Raw genomic sequence first — 15983 nt, 5'->3', positions numbered from 1 at the left:
CCCTGCCCCCTGCTCCCTGCCCCCTGCCCTCCGCCAATTCCCTACTCCTCTTCGCTTCCCACTTGATCCCCGCGTTCTAGTTCCCAGAGAATTTGGTTTCCTTCACGGCGTACCCGTGAAACTATCCAATTTCGCCAGCGCCATTGATCTCCCCGACTGGTAACAGCACTGGCGTGGACATCCATCAAGTCTGCTAACTCAGAACTGGTGATTAAGTAGCCTTTTTCGGAAATTTCGTCAGCGATACGCAGAGTTTCGACCAAGCTACGGAGTTGCGAAACCCTCATTTCTGGCGGTTTTTCATCGGTAGTGGCCGAATTTGGCCCAGTTGATGGTTCCATAACGGTTATTTCTAGTGCAGAAGTACTGATTTCTTGCGGACTTTGGTTAATTATTCGAGAGTTTTTTTCATAATCAGCTACTTTTGCTACATTTAGGTCATTTTTGCAAGGTAAAGATTTATAAAAATTTGTGGGAGTTAATTGTTGTAGCGGAGGGATTTGGCCAGTAGCATAGCTGCGAGCGATCGCATCACAACGTTCGTTACCTATGTTACCAGAATGTCCCCTGACGTGTTGCCATTTTACCTGTTGCGTATTGAGTTCATCAAGAGTTTCCAAAAGCTCTTGGTTTTGGACGGGTTTACCATCTGACTTTTTCCAGCCTTTCTTTTTCCAGCCTTTTACCCATTTGGTAACACAGTTAATTAAGTATTCACTATCGGTATGAAGGGTTATTGGTTCAGCTTGTTGAGATGTTTGTAGGAATTGGAGGGCTGCGATCGCAGCTTGCATTTCCATTTTATTATTAGTGGTATGAGGCGATGCATCACCCATTTCGTGGATTGAGCCGTCACTGAAGTAGACGACAACTCCCCAACCGCCAGGGCCAGGGTTCCCGGTGCAAGCACCATCGGTATATATGCTTTGGATTGTAGGTTGAGTAGACATGATTTAGGATATCGAACCGCAAAGGACGCAAAGCTAAGAGTGATTAGCGGCGAATTTTTTAAAGAATATCCAGGCTATTATACTGGTTAGCACTCCAGCAACAACGCTCCACAAAAAAGCTGTTGTAAATAAAAATGGTGTTTTGCTATTTAAGCAACCAACGCTGAAGATGCAATTTGGCTGCTTATTAACCCCATATCTGCGTTATCGATGAAGTTTTCTAAGTTGCGATCGCTTTTTGCTTATTAATTGTCAACAGTATCTTGAATACTACTAACTTAAATTTTGCAGCAGGGTCAATTATGGGTTGAAGTTGATGTAATCTGTTGATATTTGCGGCAGATATTTATCACCGATGAATTGCTTCATAATTTTTTGCATTCACCTTATGCTCCAGCCTTAAAACCATATTTTATTCATACTTTCATAAAAACTTTATGCAGCTAATTAAAAAAATATTCGTGCCACCAAAAATTATTTTCTTATTCATAATTATTGTTTTCATCACTTTTTTATTTAAAAGCTTGCCGTCAAATGGTGTTGAAATCAGTAGCATAGAGTTTATCGGAGAAGCCACTTTACCAAAAGGTTTAATCTTTAAAAAAACTGAAATTGGAGGCTTGTCTGGAATTACATATAATGTAAAAGATAACGTTTATTATGCTGTTTCTGATGACCGTGGACAAAAAGCTAATGCCCGTTTCTATACCCTGAAAATAGACTTAGCCAAGGGTTATTTACAAAAGGGTGGAGTGATTCCTATAAGTGTAACCACATTATTAAATCAAAATGGTCAAGCATTTCGCTCTAGTGAAACTGATACAGAAGGTATTGCATTAACCAATAAGGCAACTGTATTTATTTCTTCTGAAGGCGATGCTGCAAAATTAATTAATCCTTTTATTAAAGAGTTTTCAATATCTTCTGGTAAAGAAATTACAACACTTCCTATTCCAAACAAATTTTTGCCAGATAAAAGTGGTCAACAAGGTATCCGTAACAATTTGGCTTTTGAAAGCCTCACCATTACACCAGATAACAAGCATCTATTTACAGCCACCGAAAATGCTCTAATTCAAGATGGTGTAGCAGCTAAACCTAACATCGGTACTTCTTGCCGCATTTTGCAATACAACTTGCTCAACAACCAGCCAGAAAAGGAATTTCTTTACAAAACTGAACCAGTTTCACCCTTTTTGAATTTGACTGGCAAATTCGCTAGTGGATTACCTGATTTACTTGCTCTCGATAATCAAGGACACTTCCTAACTTTAGAACGGTCTTTTACTGGTTTAGGATTTGCTATTTCTCTGTTTCAAATTTCTTTAGAAGGATCTGATGATATTCACAAGATTGATCGCCTTTTAGCAGTTGACTCCACAAATATCAAACCAGTTCAGAAAAAACTGCTCTTAGATTTGAGAACCCTAGATGTACTGCTAGACAACATCGAAGGCTTAACTCTTGGCCCCAAACTACCCGATGGTCAACAATCATTAATTCTCATCAGTGATAACAATTTTAACTCGCTGCAACGTACCCAGATACTAGCTTTTAAAATGAAAATTGAAACACCACTGATCAGATTATTACGCCGCTTACTGCCGAATCTCAACCGTTAACTGTACATAGGTTTCACGCCTTTACTGCTCTTTACTTATTCCTGTGTATTCACTGAATCTACTAGGCAAATTTATCTAGCCTATTTGTAGTTTCCGTGTAATTTCTCAACCGTATTCCTTAATAAATATGTTACACAATATGTAGGAAATTTTGCAGACAGATTAATCATGATGGCAGTACATGATTAATTACCTACAAATTCTGATATTTTTAGATTTAATTTTAGGAATTAGCTAGACCTATTAAAGTAATTTGCCAACAATATTTTTCATAAATGATTTTTATGCCACAAAAAGAAATTGAGAATATGGTAGGGCAAAAACCAGAATTAGACGATTATATTGGACAATTTTTAAATAATCGCTATTTAATTAGAGATTTGATTGGCAAAGGGGGGATGGGTAGAGTTTATTTAGCAGAAGATACCGCTAAAGGTGGTATGCCGATTGCAATCAAAATTTTATCACTCAGTTTAGCAAATCAGCAAATGTCACAACGCTTTGCGAGAGAGATTTTTATTGGCGCTCAATTGGGGCGTAAAAGTAAACATATTGTTCGCATCTTAAGTTATGGCGTTACTGAGGATAAAACACCCTTTTATGTAATGGAATATCTCCAAGGAAAAAATCTCAAACAAATTCTCAAAATTCAGCCCTTAACAATACCGAAGTTTTTGAAGATTTGTAATCAAATTTGTTTAGGCTTACAATGCGCCCACCAAGGTATCAGCCTCAAAGGAGAGATTTATCCCATTGTTCACAGAGATATCAAGCCTGAAAATATATTTCTTTGTGAAGATAGTAAACAAGGAGAAATTGTTAAAATACTTGATTTTGGCATTGCCAAATTTTTAACAGAGCGAAGTGGAATGACTTTGACGGATTCTTTTATTGGCAGTTTACCTTACTGTTCTCCAGAACACATGGAAGGGCGCAAACTCCTAGATGTGCGCTCTGATATTTACAGTTTAGGAGTACTAATGTTTGAGATGCTAACAGGAAAACATCCATTTCAAACAAAAAGTAACTCCTTTGGTACTTGGTATCAAGCGCATCGTTTTCAAATGCCGCCTACAGTTGAAGAAGTGAATCCGCAAGTCAAAATACCGCAAATATTAGAAAAATTATTGATGAGTTGTTTAGCAAAAGAAGTAAGCGATCGCCCACAAGATATAAACCAAATATTAGAAGATTTAAAAAAGGTTAAAATTCAGTTTAATGATTCTATCCCTAGTAATAGCGATGAGCTTATTAAACTATCAGTGCCGGTTCAACTAGTACCTGCCACTTTATTGTCAGAAAAAGAGTGTTTGCAGAAAAATTGGCCTAAAAATAAACCAGTTGGCGCAATTGGTTTTCCCCATTTATTACAAACTATTCAAAGACCTATACCAACTTTTTGGGCAATGTTACCCAAACAAGATATTACAAAGTTTTTGGATAAAATACACGGCACTGAATTCATTAGTCAAATTAATATATATCCGATGCTTTTATGGGTAACAGTGCTATACGATGACCAGCCTTCTATGACTAAGTGGCTACCTTATTTCCTAGATTTGAAAGATACTAAAGGTCAGAATATAGCACGTAGTTTAGCGGAGGTAGGCTACTATCATCTACTATTTTTTCCCCTAGAAGATCCAAATCGTTGCTCTCATGTAACAACCTTAAGCCTAACGGCTAATCAGCGCCAGCAAATTGTAGATTGGTTAGATATGAGTCAACGCTCAAATGAACTAATTTTACCTAATCAAGCTAAAAGTCTTCTAAGAACAGAGTACGAAAAGCTAAAAGTAGATATTTTGCAAAAATTAGCCGCAGATCAAAAAGCTGAAAAAGAAGGTTTAAAAAATTGGATGGATAAATTATTTGAAATTTTTTTTAAACTTTTATCGCGTTCTTGAAATAATTTCATAAAAGCGCTTGTTAAATTTACCTAACTATATCCTTATGTATGTACTGCTAACTTTCAACAAACTCAGTAGCGGAGGTAAAAGAAGTGAATCAAAGCCAATTTATATCTCCAAATAGTACGGGATTACTTGCTAATCGTTATCAATTAAAACAATTAATTGGTAGCGGTGGTATGGGTGAAGTTTTTTTAGCAAATGATATTTTGTTAGGAGGAATACCAGTTGCTATCAAGTTTTTGACTCAGACTGTTGTCAATACCAAGATGCAACAAGACTTTGCTCGTGAAGCTTTAATGAGTGCAGCTTTGAGTCAAAAAAGCTTACATATAGTGCGGGCGTATGATTATGGTGTCAATGAGAAAGGAAAACCATACTACGTTATGGAATATTTATGCGGTAAGAGTTTGAAGGATTTAATTCCGCTATCATTGTCGATGTTTTTGACTCTCTCTCGCCAAATTTGTTTGGGCTTACAGTGCGCCCATCAAGGCATTAATATCGATGGCAAAATTTGTCCGTTGGTTCATAGAGATATTAAACCTGCCAATATATTAGTTATTCCCGATCCGATATTGGGTCAGTTAGTTAAAATTCTCGATTTTGGGATTGCTAGATTTCTAAATTATGCATCAACAGCTAGTACAAATAGGGGATTTAATGGCACTTTGCCTTATTGTTCTCCAGAACAGCTAGATGGAGAAAAGTTGGATAGTCGTTCTGATATTTATAGCCTGGGTGTGATGATGTTTGAAATGCTCACAGGCAAAAAACCTTGGGAACCAGAAACTGATTATTTTGGTGCTTGGTATAAAGCACATCATTTTGAACAGCCGAAGGCGATCGCAGATGTTAAACCTACTCTGAAAATCCCTCAGAAGCTAAATAATTTAATCATGTCTTGTCTGGCCAAAAAAGCAAGCGATCGCCCCCAAAATATTGCTCAAATATTACAAGTATTAAATAGCTTAGAACAATCAAATTGCGCCAGTAGTTCACCTACAAATTTAACCTCTAATTCCACCCTGAACCGTCCCTTAGATTCTGGATTATCAATCACAGTAGAACAAAGCTGTCGGAAACTTTTGTGGCCTCAAAATAAACCAACCCAAGAAATTGTTTTTCCCCAGCTTATAGATACTGCACAAGGATCTATAACAGCACTATGGCTGATGTTGCCTAAACAAGAAATCAAAAACTATGCTCTTTCCACCCGTTACAGCCAGTTTATCTTCATGACATCGCCGCACCCAATGCTGTTGTGGGTAACAGTACTCTACAATCGGCAATTGGCTCCTAAATGGCTACCGTGTTACTTAGATATGCAAAATCCCCAAAATTTAAGGCTGGTAAGTTTACTGGCTGAAAATGAACACTATCCTTTGATTTTCTTTACTCTGGAAGCACCACATTCCTGCGCCAACGTCCTCAGCAGTCGCATTGAGCCAACTCAGCGACAAATGTTGAAAACCTGGGTACAACAAACTCATAGCTTACCATCAACTTCTCAACCCCAAGTCAGCAAACAGCTATTAAAACAGCAGTATAAACAAATGCAATCCCGGATATTGCAGCATCTGGAATCTAAGCCCCAAGCTGTATTATCAAAGTCTATTTAACGGTAAATTCCCACCTTGGAGAGATGGGGCAAAAATAATTTCTGATTTTTCACTCCAAAATGCTTGACAAGCAGAAAAAAAATAGTGATAATAGCAAAGTTGACCAAACAAGGGACTGTAGTTCAATTGGTTAGAGCACCGCCCTGTCACGGCGGAAGTTGCGGGTTCGAGCCCCGTCAGTCCCGTTCTAAATTTATTAAGTAGTGAATCACCGAACTAAACTTTGGTGATTTTTGATTTTGAATTCCCCAAAAGGATTGACCCAGAACAGGGGGTTTGAATATAAGCTACATTTATCATGCTTTGCGAAAGAGAGAATTAACTGTGACTGTCAGAGTCCGTATTGCGCCGAGTCCAACCGGAAATTTACATATTGGTACAGCAAGAACGGCTGTATTTAACTGGTTATTTGCCCGTCACCACGGCGGGAAATTTATATTACGAATAGAAGACACAGATTTAGAGCGATCGCGTCCCGAATACACCGACAATATTCTTGAAGGACTGCGCTGGCTAGGTCTTAACTGGGATGAAGGGCCATTTTTCCAATCTCAGCGCCTGGATCTTTACAAAGAAGCAGTACAAAAACTGTTAGATCAAGGGTTAGCCTATCGCTGCTACACCACCAGCGAAGAACTAGAAGCGCTCAGAGAAGCTCAGAAAGCGAGAGGTGAAGCTCCCCGCTATGACAACCGTCACCGCAACCTCACACCAGAACAACGTGCTGCTTTTGAAGCAGAAGGTCGTTCTTTTGTGATTCGCTTCAAAATTGAAGATGGGCGGGAAATTGTCTGGAATGACCTAGTAAGGGGAAAAATGTCTTGGCGGGGTAGCGATTTAGGTGGTGATATGGTCATCGCCCGCGCCTCAGAAGAGGGTAGCGGTCAACCACTGTATAACTTTGTCGTCGTAGTGGATGACATCGATATGCAAATCACCCATGTCATTCGCGGAGAAGACCACATTGCCAACACCGCCAAGCAAATTCTGTTGTATGAAGCTTTGGGTGCAGAAATTCCAGAGTTTTCCCACACACCGCTAATTTTGAACATGGAAGGACGCAAGCTTTCTAAGCGGGATGGAGTTACTTCCATTTCTGACTTTCAGAAAATGGGCTTTGTTGCTGAAGGCTTGGTGAATTACATGACATTGCTGGGTTGGTCGCCACCAGACTCGACACAAGAAATATTTACCTTAGAAACAGCAGCTAAAGAGTTTGGTTTTGAGCGTGTAAATAAAGCAGGTGCAAAGTTTGACTGGGACAAACTGGATTGGTTAAACAGTCAGTATATCCACAAAACGCCAGTAGATAAACTCACAGATTTACTCATACCTTTTTGGGAAGCGGCTGGGTATAAATTTGACGGTGGACGCGTAGACGCGGAGCGGCTTCTCGTCAGAGATCGCGCCTGGTTAGAGCAGCTTGTAACTTTAATAAGCCAGAGTTTGACTCGTTTGGTAGATGCAGTACCTCAAGGCCAACTGTTTTTTAACGATACAGTTGAATTTAGCGAAGAAGGTAGTACACAACTTAAGCAAGAAGGTTCTACTGCTGTGCTTGAGGCGATTGTCACAGCTTTAGAAAATCAGCCACAACTGTCAGAAGCCGCCGCCCAGGATATTATCAAACAAGTGGTGAAAGAGCAAAAAGTCAAAAAAGGCTTGGTAATGCGATCGCTGCGAGCAGCCTTAACTGGAGATGTTCATGGCCCCGATCTCATCCAATCTTGGTTACTACTAAATCAGATTGGTTTAGACAAATCGCGCTTGAGTCGGGCAATAGCAGAAGCTAATTAGCAATTCCTTCCAGATTTTAGAAATATTTTAGATTATAGGGGCGCACAAAGGTGTGCCCCTATCCATAAGGTAAAGCAACAATAAGAACAAGAAACCATTGACTAATTACTAATGAATTATCCCCAATTTAAAATCTAAAATAGGTAGTCAATTCTCCCCATATTGGGAACTTGGTGTGTAAAATTAATGTCTTCAAAAACACTTAGAAGCAAACGTAATTACAATGCCGACAAAAGCGCTCAATAGAGGGATGAGATTATCGTTGATGATAGTTACACTCTTCATCACATCGACAGTTAACGCTGTTACTGATGCTCAGGAAGCACCAACGATATTTGGCGATGTCACCATTGGCCCTCAGTTTTCACCAGACCCTTTGACAGTTCGCGGGATGAGTGGTGGTTCAATATCTGGGAGTAAAGTAGGTGGGAGAAGCGAAACAGCCACTGGCCCTTGTACTGGATTTGTTGATGAAACACCAGACCACACATTAGCGCTAACAAGTAAATTTGACTACCTGAAGCTGCAAGTGCAAAGTCCTGAAGACACCACCATAATTATCAAGGGGCCAGGTGGTACTTGGTGCAATGACGATTTTGATGGCAAAAATGCCGGTATTAGTGGTGAATGGCTGGCTGGAAGTTACCAAATTTGGGTTGGTTCCTACGAAAAAGGGAAGTATCTACCTTACACTCTAAAAATTACAGAAGTTAAGTAGGTAAAGAGGTAAGGGAGGGCAAGGATAGACGAAACCCTCTCCTCTTATAGCGTATATTTACTTCTAATAAGCGCTAGGTCTTTTTTTGTGCCTTAAAGAAAGATTGCAAATTCAGTTATTCATTAGCTATTCCGTGGCTATCCAGCGCACGTAAGGACGGAAACCTCCTAGTCCTTGATATGTAATTGTGGTATTTAGTGTTGCTTGGTTCAAATCCAGACGGAAAGAAACTTTTCCATTCCGAAACTGGAAATTGTATACGGGAGGTCTTTCTGACTTAGCACTACCAATACAAGATGCATAAGATTGCCGCAATGGTGCTTCGTATTCTAAAAATTTCTTACCAGAGGCTACCAACTTAGCATTCCTAATGTCAGCAACAGCAGTATGTTCAGCACCACCTTCAAAGGGGAGCATAAAAGTCCAAATACCAACTGTTTGAGGACATGCCCCTGCCTCACGTTTTACATTAAGTATCAGATTGGGACGCTCAGGCGGTGCAATAAAGGTTTCTATTTGGGCTTGAGTAAGAGTTGTTCCAGTTTCACTATTAGCTTGAACACAGGCAGTTAATATCCCTAAACTTATAACAGGGAGAGCTAAAGCAAAAATCAAGTGTTTGAGATTTTTGGAAGTCATTTTTGTAGTTCCATTGATTAATTTTCTTTTTACTAGCAACGATGTCGTGTTTTACCCCTACACGCCAAGCAGCAGCCTAAATAGCCAGATTCTCTCTCATGGCTCCCTACAAATTCTCTGCTGGTTAATCCAAGGTGTATTAAAATTAAGTTAACTTTGATTAAGATTCTTGTTGGCATTGCCATAGTGCGCCAATGGCTCTATGGCAGTGTATATAAGAGATCAAAATAAACAAAATGGATTTATAGACATCCGTTTAACAGCTTAAAGTGACAGAGTGATTAACATTCGGTTGCTGGGGCTGATGAGTTGTATAGGCATCTAAAGGCAAATTAAGATGAAATTCTCTTGGAAAGTCGTAGTACTCTGGACATTGCCGGCTTTGGTAATTGGCTTTTTCTTTTGGCAAGGGGCCTTTGCAGGCGCTCCTACTGACATGAGTAAGAATGCAGCCAATACCCGTATGACCTATGGTCGCTTTCTAGAATATTTAGATGGCGATCGCGTCAGCAGTGTCGATCTGTACGAAGGCGGCAGAACGGCTATTATCGAAGCCCGCGATCCAGACATCGAAAATCGTGTCCAAAGGTGGCGGGTAGATTTGCCTATTAACGCTCCTGAGTTAATTAGCAAGCTTAAAGAAAAATCAATTAGTTTTGATGCTCACCCCATGCGGAATGATGGCGCAATTTGGGGATTATTGGGCAATCTTATATTTCCAGTTTTATTGATTACTGGGCTGTTCTTTTTGTTCCGCCGTTCTAGCAACCTCCCCGGCGGGCCAGGTCAAGCAATGAACTTCGGCAAATCCAAGGCGCGTTTCCAAATGGAGGCGAAAACCGGGGTCAAATTTGATGATGTAGCCGGGATTGAAGAAGCTAAAGAAGAATTGCAAGAAGTTGTCACCTTCCTCAAACAGCCAGAAAGATTTACCGCAGTAGGCGCACGGATTCCCAAGGGAGTGCTGTTAGTTGGGCCTCCTGGAACTGGTAAAACTTTACTAGCAAAAGCGATCGCTGGCGAAGCAGGCGTACCTTTCTTCAGCATTTCTGGTTCGGAATTCGTGGAAATGTTCGTTGGTGTAGGTGCATCCCGCGTCCGCGATTTGTTCAAGAAAGCCAAAGATAATGCTCCCTGCATCATCTTCATCGATGAAATCGACGCTGTGGGCAGACAACGGGGCGCTGGTATCGGTGGCGGTAACGACGAGAGAGAGCAAACCCTTAACCAGTTGCTCACCGAAATGGACGGGTTTGAAGGTAATACAGGCATCATTATTATTGCTGCTACCAACCGTCCCGATGTACTAGATTCAGCCTTGTTACGTCCCGGTCGTTTTGATCGACAAGTAACAGTCGATGCACCCGATATCAAAGGGCGTTTGGAAATCTTGGAAGTCCATGCACGCAACAAGAAACTAGACACTAGCGTATCTTTAGATGCGATCGCTCGTCGCACTCCTGGATTTACTGGTGCTGACTTAGCTAACTTGCTCAACGAAGCGGCAATTCTGACCGCCAGAAGACGCAAAGAAGCGATCACCCTCCGCGAAATTGATGATGCGGTGGATCGGGTAGTCGCTGGGATGGAAGGCACTCCTTTGGTGGATAGCAAGAGCAAGCGCTTAATTGCATACCACGAAATCGGACACGCTTTGGTTGGTACTTTGTTAAAAGACCATGACCCAGTGCAGAAAGTTACCTTAATCCCACGGGGACAAGCGCAAGGTTTAACTTGGTTTACTCCCAACGAAGAACAAGGATTAATTTCTCGTTCTCAATTGAAAGCCCGGATTACTGGTGCTTTAGGCGGTCGCGCTGCTGAAGAGGTGATTTTTGGGGCTGCCGAAGTTACCACTGGTGCTGGTGGAGACTTGCAACAGTTATCAGGAATGGCGCGGCAGATGGTGACTCGGTTCGGGATGTCTGACTTAGGGCCACTTTCGTTGGAAAGCCAGCAGGGTGAAGTATTCTTGGGTCGTGACTGGACAACCCGATCTGAGTATTCCGAATCCATCGCTTCCCGCATTGATGGACAAGTGCGAGCGATCGTGGAAGAATGCTACGACAACGCCAAGAAGATTGTCCGTGACCATCGCACTGTCACAGATCGCTTAGTCGATCTACTCATCGAAAAAGAAACCATTGACGGCGAAGAATTCCGCCAGATTGTGGCTGAGTACGCTGAAGTTCCTGATAAACAGCAGTACGTACCGCAACTGTAGGTAACTGGCCTATTTTCAGCCTTTTGCCTGGGAATGAGAAAAGAAGTAAAAAATTAAATGAGGATGGTATGTATCATCCTCATTTCTTATGTGAAATTTTTTAGTTTATAGGTAAGAATATTTAGATAAGTTCAATCGTAATATTAATTTGTTGGCTTGATTGAAGTAATAGACAAAATTATACCAGTCAACATCTTAAAAATCCGAAATTGATAACATAGGTATTGTATATAAATATCTCTCTTTTTTATTTGCAGCAAATGAATAGCAAAGCTAAATTATTGAGTCTCGGTATTGTAACGCTTTTTCTTTCTTCTCTGAGTGTTGGAATAGTCACAGCACAGACAAGACTGACAAACCAATCAAAATTGTTTATTAATGGAATCGGTGCAGTACAAGTTGGGATGACTGTTTCTCAAGCGGCAAAAGCTGCTGGTACTAAGCTAGCGGGAGATCCACCCAATAATAATTGCTACTACGTTAAGCCACAAAACCAACCCAAAAATCTTTCGTTCATGGTTACAAAAGGTCGCATTTCTAGAGTAGATGTGCGGCAGAATACCCAAATTACTACCCTTAAAGGTGGAAAAATTGGCGACACCGAAGCGCAAATCAAGTCTCTCTACCCAGAACAAATTCAAGTTACACCTCATAAATACGTCCAAGGCGGACACTATTTGACATTTATCCCCAAAGACCGTGCTGACCAGAACTATCGTGTGGTATTCGAGACTGATGGTAAGCGTGTCACTCAGTTTCGCTCAGGTAAACTACCGGAAGTTGAATTTGTTGAAGGCTGTTCTTGATCTGAGATATCATCAAAATAAAATAATACTATGCAGTTAAGCGTTATTGAGGGTTGATACAGTGCCGTATAGCGCCCTTAACCTTAGCAAAGTAAAAACAGACTTTAAATTAATCTTTGTTGAAAATCAAGATTTCTTTACAGCAAGGACTCTGATGGCTTGTCTGCAATTTTAGTTTAGGGATGGTACAACACCATCCCATTTTTTTATCGTTCCACTTCATCCACTTCCTTGGGAACTCCCGCAGTTAACACTTCATGTCCACCAGGTGTAACTAACACATCATCCTCAATGCGAATACCAATACCAACCCATCGAGGATCAGTCTCTGGCTGGTCTTCTGCTAGTTTGGTATCAGGCACAATATATAGTCCCGGTTCCACTGTCAAAATTTGGCCTGGTTGTAAAATCTGCGGTTTGTCTTCACCGTGCTGGTAAACTCCCACATCATGAACATCCAAACCTAACCAATGGCTAGTGCGATGCATATAATATGGCTTATATTTCTCTTCTTCAATTAACTTATCAATTTCACCTTTGAGAATGCCAAGTTCAACTAAACCTTCAGTGATAACGCGCACTGCTGTATCGTGAACTAATTTGAAGGGATTACCGGGTTTCACTTGAGCGATCGCTTGTTTTTGCGCTTCTAGTACAATCTCATACAGCGTCTTTTGTTCTGGCGTAAATTTACCCCCAACAGGGAATGTCCGCGTAATATCTGAGTTGTAATAGCCGTAAGCACAACCAGCATCAATTAGCAGTAATTCGCCATCCTGCATTTGACGATTATTTTCAATGTAGTGCAGTACGCAAGCATTCACACCGGAAGCCACAATCGAAGGATAAGCTGGCCCCATTCCACCCCGCACTCGAAAGATGCGTTCCATCTCCGCTTGAATTTCGTACTCATAACGTCCGGGTGCGGCGATTTCTTGGGCGTAATTGTGCGCTTCAGTGGCGATCGCAACTGCTTGACGCATCAACCCCAACTCAGCTTCACTTTTGATTAGTCTCATGCTATTGAGGACAGGGCCAGTATCTTCAATGGCGATCGGCCCAGTACCGCGCTTAGGGTAAGTCCGCAGTAAACTTTGGTAATGTTTCAATATTTGGTCATTAAAGGTGCGATCGCGTCCTAAGTGATAGTAAATGCGGCTGGCTTTTTCTAAATACTGCGGCAACTTTTCATTTAACTCGCTAATGGGGTACGCTTCATCAGCACCATAAATTTCCTTGGCTGCATCTACCCCAGAAAGATAACCAGTCCATACTTCCTTTTCGCGATCCTTTGGTTGGACAAACAGCACAAACCGATGTTCTGAATGATGTGGCGCTAACACTGCTACTGCCTGTGGTTCATTAAAACCAGTCAAGTAAAAAAAATCACTATCTTGACGATAAACATACTCGACATCGTTGTGCATTACTGCCATTGGCGCACTGCGAAAAATGGCTGTACCATCACCAATTTTTGCCATTAACTGCTTGCGACGCTGCCGATATTCTGCTTGCATAGTTGATGTACTTTAAAAGTATTGTATTATTTGACACTATTAGCAACTAGCAGATCACAGAATCATGCCTCTTAATAGCTGCTAATCTAAGTTATTCTAACCAATATTTGTTTCCACCCAAGTTATAAATCATTGGAGAAGAATCAATTATTTCGAAAAACTTAGATTTTCTATTTTTTAAACACACCATCTACTTGGCGGCATTGGGAAATACATCCAAGTACCAGCAAAAACCCTATAGCCTTTGATTTTTATTGGGTTAAATTGGATAGCTCAAATTTAGGACTAGCTGGTGGTCAAGGTTATTTTCTATCTAAGCTTGTTCACAAAATAAAAAATAGTGGATCTTCAGCCAATACTTAAAAATGTGCCAAAAAACAAAGGTAATACTAAGACAAATTCATTAGGACTAATGTAGCGATCGCTTCTATCTTCAGTAAGCCAGTACAATTAAATATAAAATTAAATTTTAGTTCTTAGTTAGAGGTTCATCACTCAAAACAAGGATTATCAGGACAAAACTATTTACTACAAACTTTAATTTATTTACACCAGCTACTTAGCATATTTCTAAGCTTACAAAAAATATATCGCTAGTGTGGATATCTTTGTCTGGCTGATTAACAGCTAAAGATACAAGTAGATTTTTGCTAAAAACCTTAAATGTCAAAATAAATAGATAGAATAATCAAATTTTATCTATAAAACATTATATTTTAAATACAAACAAGCATTTTTGTAATTGCTTATATAGAACTTGAGAATTTTATAGAAATAGTTTAAAAAAATAGGTACTTATCTTCAAAGACTGACATTAAGAAAGAAAAAATAGTTATAAAGAAATGTTGAAAACCAGGTAAATGTTATTTCGTTACAGAAAGAGATTGCCAAAAAAAGTTAAAAAAATATGACAGCCAATAATAAAAATTCACCATGCCTGAAAATACAAATTCCTCACCCTTAGCTTTGAATACATCTCGATTAGCATCAGAGTCTTTTGCAAAATCAGAAATATTGACAACTTCTCTTAAGAGTTTAAATTATGATTTGGGGTTTGGAAATAAGAGTTCTTCACTAGCACTAGAAAGTCAACCTGTGACTGCGCCTGTTAAAACATCAGCAAATCCTAATCCTAATCCTTACTTAACTAGCGCGGCGATTACTCCTGACTTCAACGGTGATGGCAAAACAGATAAGGTTTGGGTTGATTCTACAACCGGTGAGATTATTGTTCGGTTGATGGATGGCACAACAGTTGTTGAACAGGGTTCTCTGGGTAATTTCGACCTATCCGCCTATGATTACAAAATTGCGGATTTCAATGCTGATGGTAAAACCGACTTCTTATTACGCAATAAGACAACCGGTGAGAACAGCATTGTGCTGATGGATGGAACTAGAGTTGGTTCTGCGGCTTCTCTAACTAGCGTTGATGCAGCTTGGAGTCCTCAGATTGGGGATTTCAATGGCGATCGCAAAACCGATATCTTCTGGCACAATAGTACAACCGGTGAGAACGCCATTTGGGAAATGGATGGCACTACAGTTGTGAATGCAACTGTTCTAGACACTACAGACACAGCACTAACTGCTACCGTTGTTGATTTCGACGGCAATGGCAAGAGTGATATCTTCTGGCGCAATACCACAACTGGCGATAACACCGCTTGGTTTATGGATGGTACGCAAAAGACTGAATTTGCGCTGCAATCCCAAGACGCAGCCTGGACTGCTAACCTTGGTGATTTCAACGGCGACTATAAGACCGATATTCTCTGGAGAAACGCTGAAACCGGCGAGAATAAGGTTTGGACAATGAATGGTATCTTAGTCACAGAAGGCGCTTTAGCAACACTTGACTCATCCTGGACTTCCGAAATTGGTGATTTCAACGGCGATGGTAAGACCGATATCTTCTGGCGCAATACCACAACTGGCGAGAACACCGCTTGGTTGATGGATGGTACAAGAGTATCTACTGAAGCTTTCTTACCAAGTAATAACGCGGCCTTAACACCATCACTTGGCGATTATAACGGCGACGGTAAGACCGATATCTACTGGCGCGATCAGACAGCAGGTTCAGACAGCATTTGGACTATAGATGGAACAACAGCCGTTGAAAATCCAATCAGCGATGCAGATAAGCTTGGTGCAGGCTGGTATACGTTCTAAAAG

11 protein-coding genes and 1 tRNA gene are annotated in these 15983 nt (G+C 40.5%); 9 read left to right on the top strand and 3 right to left on the bottom strand.

Translation table 11 applies throughout. The features are described 5' to 3' along the window. Window positions 1-41 precede the first annotated feature (41 nt). Entirely contained in the window at window positions 42-950 is a 909-nt protein-coding gene (gene rnhA, locus VB732_RS13375; protein ID WP_323231331.1) for a ribonuclease HI, read from the bottom strand. Between the two features lie 437 nt (window positions 951-1387). On the opposite strand from rnhA, the gene VB732_RS13370 reads away from it, so the two are divergent. The 6 genes from VB732_RS13370 to VB732_RS13345 all read left to right on the top strand — a co-directional run bounded on the left by VB732_RS13370 (window position 1388) and on the right by VB732_RS13345 (window position 8619). Further along, entirely contained in the window at window positions 1388-2572 is a 1185-nt protein-coding gene (locus tag VB732_RS13370) for an esterase-like activity of phytase family protein (RefSeq protein ID WP_323231330.1), read from the top strand. A 284-nt stretch (window positions 2573-2856) separates the two neighbouring features. Continuing rightward, a complete protein-coding gene (locus tag VB732_RS13365; RefSeq protein ID WP_323231329.1) occupies window positions 2857-4479 on the top strand; it encodes a serine/threonine-protein kinase in 1623 nt (540 codons plus the stop codon). Window positions 4480-4574: 95 nt separating this feature from the next. Continuing rightward, on the top strand, window positions 4575-6104 hold the full coding sequence (locus tag VB732_RS13360) for a serine/threonine-protein kinase (protein WP_323231328.1): 1530 nt from the start codon (window positions 4575-4577) through the stop codon (window positions 6102-6104). 111 nt (window positions 6105-6215) lie between these two features. After that, window positions 6216-6289: transfer RNA gene (locus VB732_RS13355), tRNA-Asp, on the top strand. A 139-nt stretch (window positions 6290-6428) separates the two neighbouring features. Further along, window positions 6429-7901 carry a glutamate--tRNA ligase gene (gene gltX / locus VB732_RS13350; RefSeq protein WP_323231327.1) on the top strand — a complete coding sequence of 491 codons (1473 nt, stop codon included), beginning with the start codon at window positions 6429-6431 and terminating at the stop codon, window positions 7899-7901. A gap of 223 nt (window positions 7902-8124) precedes the next feature. Further along, on the top strand, window positions 8125-8619 hold the full coding sequence (locus VB732_RS13345; RefSeq protein ID WP_323231325.1) for a hypothetical protein: 495 nt from the start codon (window positions 8125-8127) through the stop codon (window positions 8617-8619). A 126-nt stretch (window positions 8620-8745) separates the two neighbouring features. On the opposite strand, the gene VB732_RS13340 is transcribed toward VB732_RS13345, so the two are convergent. Further along, complete coding sequence (locus VB732_RS13340) at window positions 8746-9258, bottom strand: hypothetical protein (protein ID WP_323231324.1); 513 nt, start codon at window positions 9256-9258, stop codon at window positions 8746-8748. Between the two features lie 337 nt (window positions 9259-9595). Between VB732_RS13340 and ftsH2 the strand changes: the two genes are divergently transcribed. Continuing rightward, window positions 9596-11482 carry an ATP-dependent zinc metalloprotease FtsH2 gene (gene ftsH2, locus VB732_RS13335; RefSeq protein WP_323231323.1) on the top strand — a complete coding sequence of 629 codons (1887 nt, stop codon included), beginning with the start codon at window positions 9596-9598 and terminating at the stop codon, window positions 11480-11482. A 260-nt stretch (window positions 11483-11742) separates the two neighbouring features. Then, the gene (locus tag VB732_RS13330; protein WP_323231322.1) at window positions 11743-12288 is read left to right on the top strand and encodes a hypothetical protein; all 546 of its coding nucleotides are present in this window, start codon (window positions 11743-11745) and stop codon (window positions 12286-12288) included. Between the two features lie 206 nt (window positions 12289-12494). Here VB732_RS13330 and VB732_RS13325 read toward each other — a convergent pair whose 3' ends face one another. After that, complete coding sequence (locus VB732_RS13325) at window positions 12495-13805, bottom strand: aminopeptidase P N-terminal domain-containing protein (protein ID WP_323231321.1); 1311 nt, start codon at window positions 13803-13805, stop codon at window positions 12495-12497. 933 nt (window positions 13806-14738) lie between these two features. On the opposite strand from VB732_RS13325, the gene VB732_RS13320 reads away from it, so the two are divergent. Then, window positions 14739-15980 (top strand): VCBS repeat-containing protein, encoded by a 1242-nt coding sequence (locus VB732_RS13320; protein ID WP_323231319.1) that lies wholly within the window; start codon window positions 14739-14741, stop codon window positions 15978-15980. The last annotated feature ends 3 nt before the right edge of the window (window positions 15981-15983 follow it).

It is taken from the genome of Nostoc sp. UHCC 0252, from assembly GCF_034931145.1.
Taxonomy (GTDB): Bacteria; Cyanobacteriota; Cyanobacteriia; order Cyanobacteriales; family Nostocaceae; genus Nostoc.
This window is presented reverse-complemented; position numbering and strand designations above follow the sequence as displayed.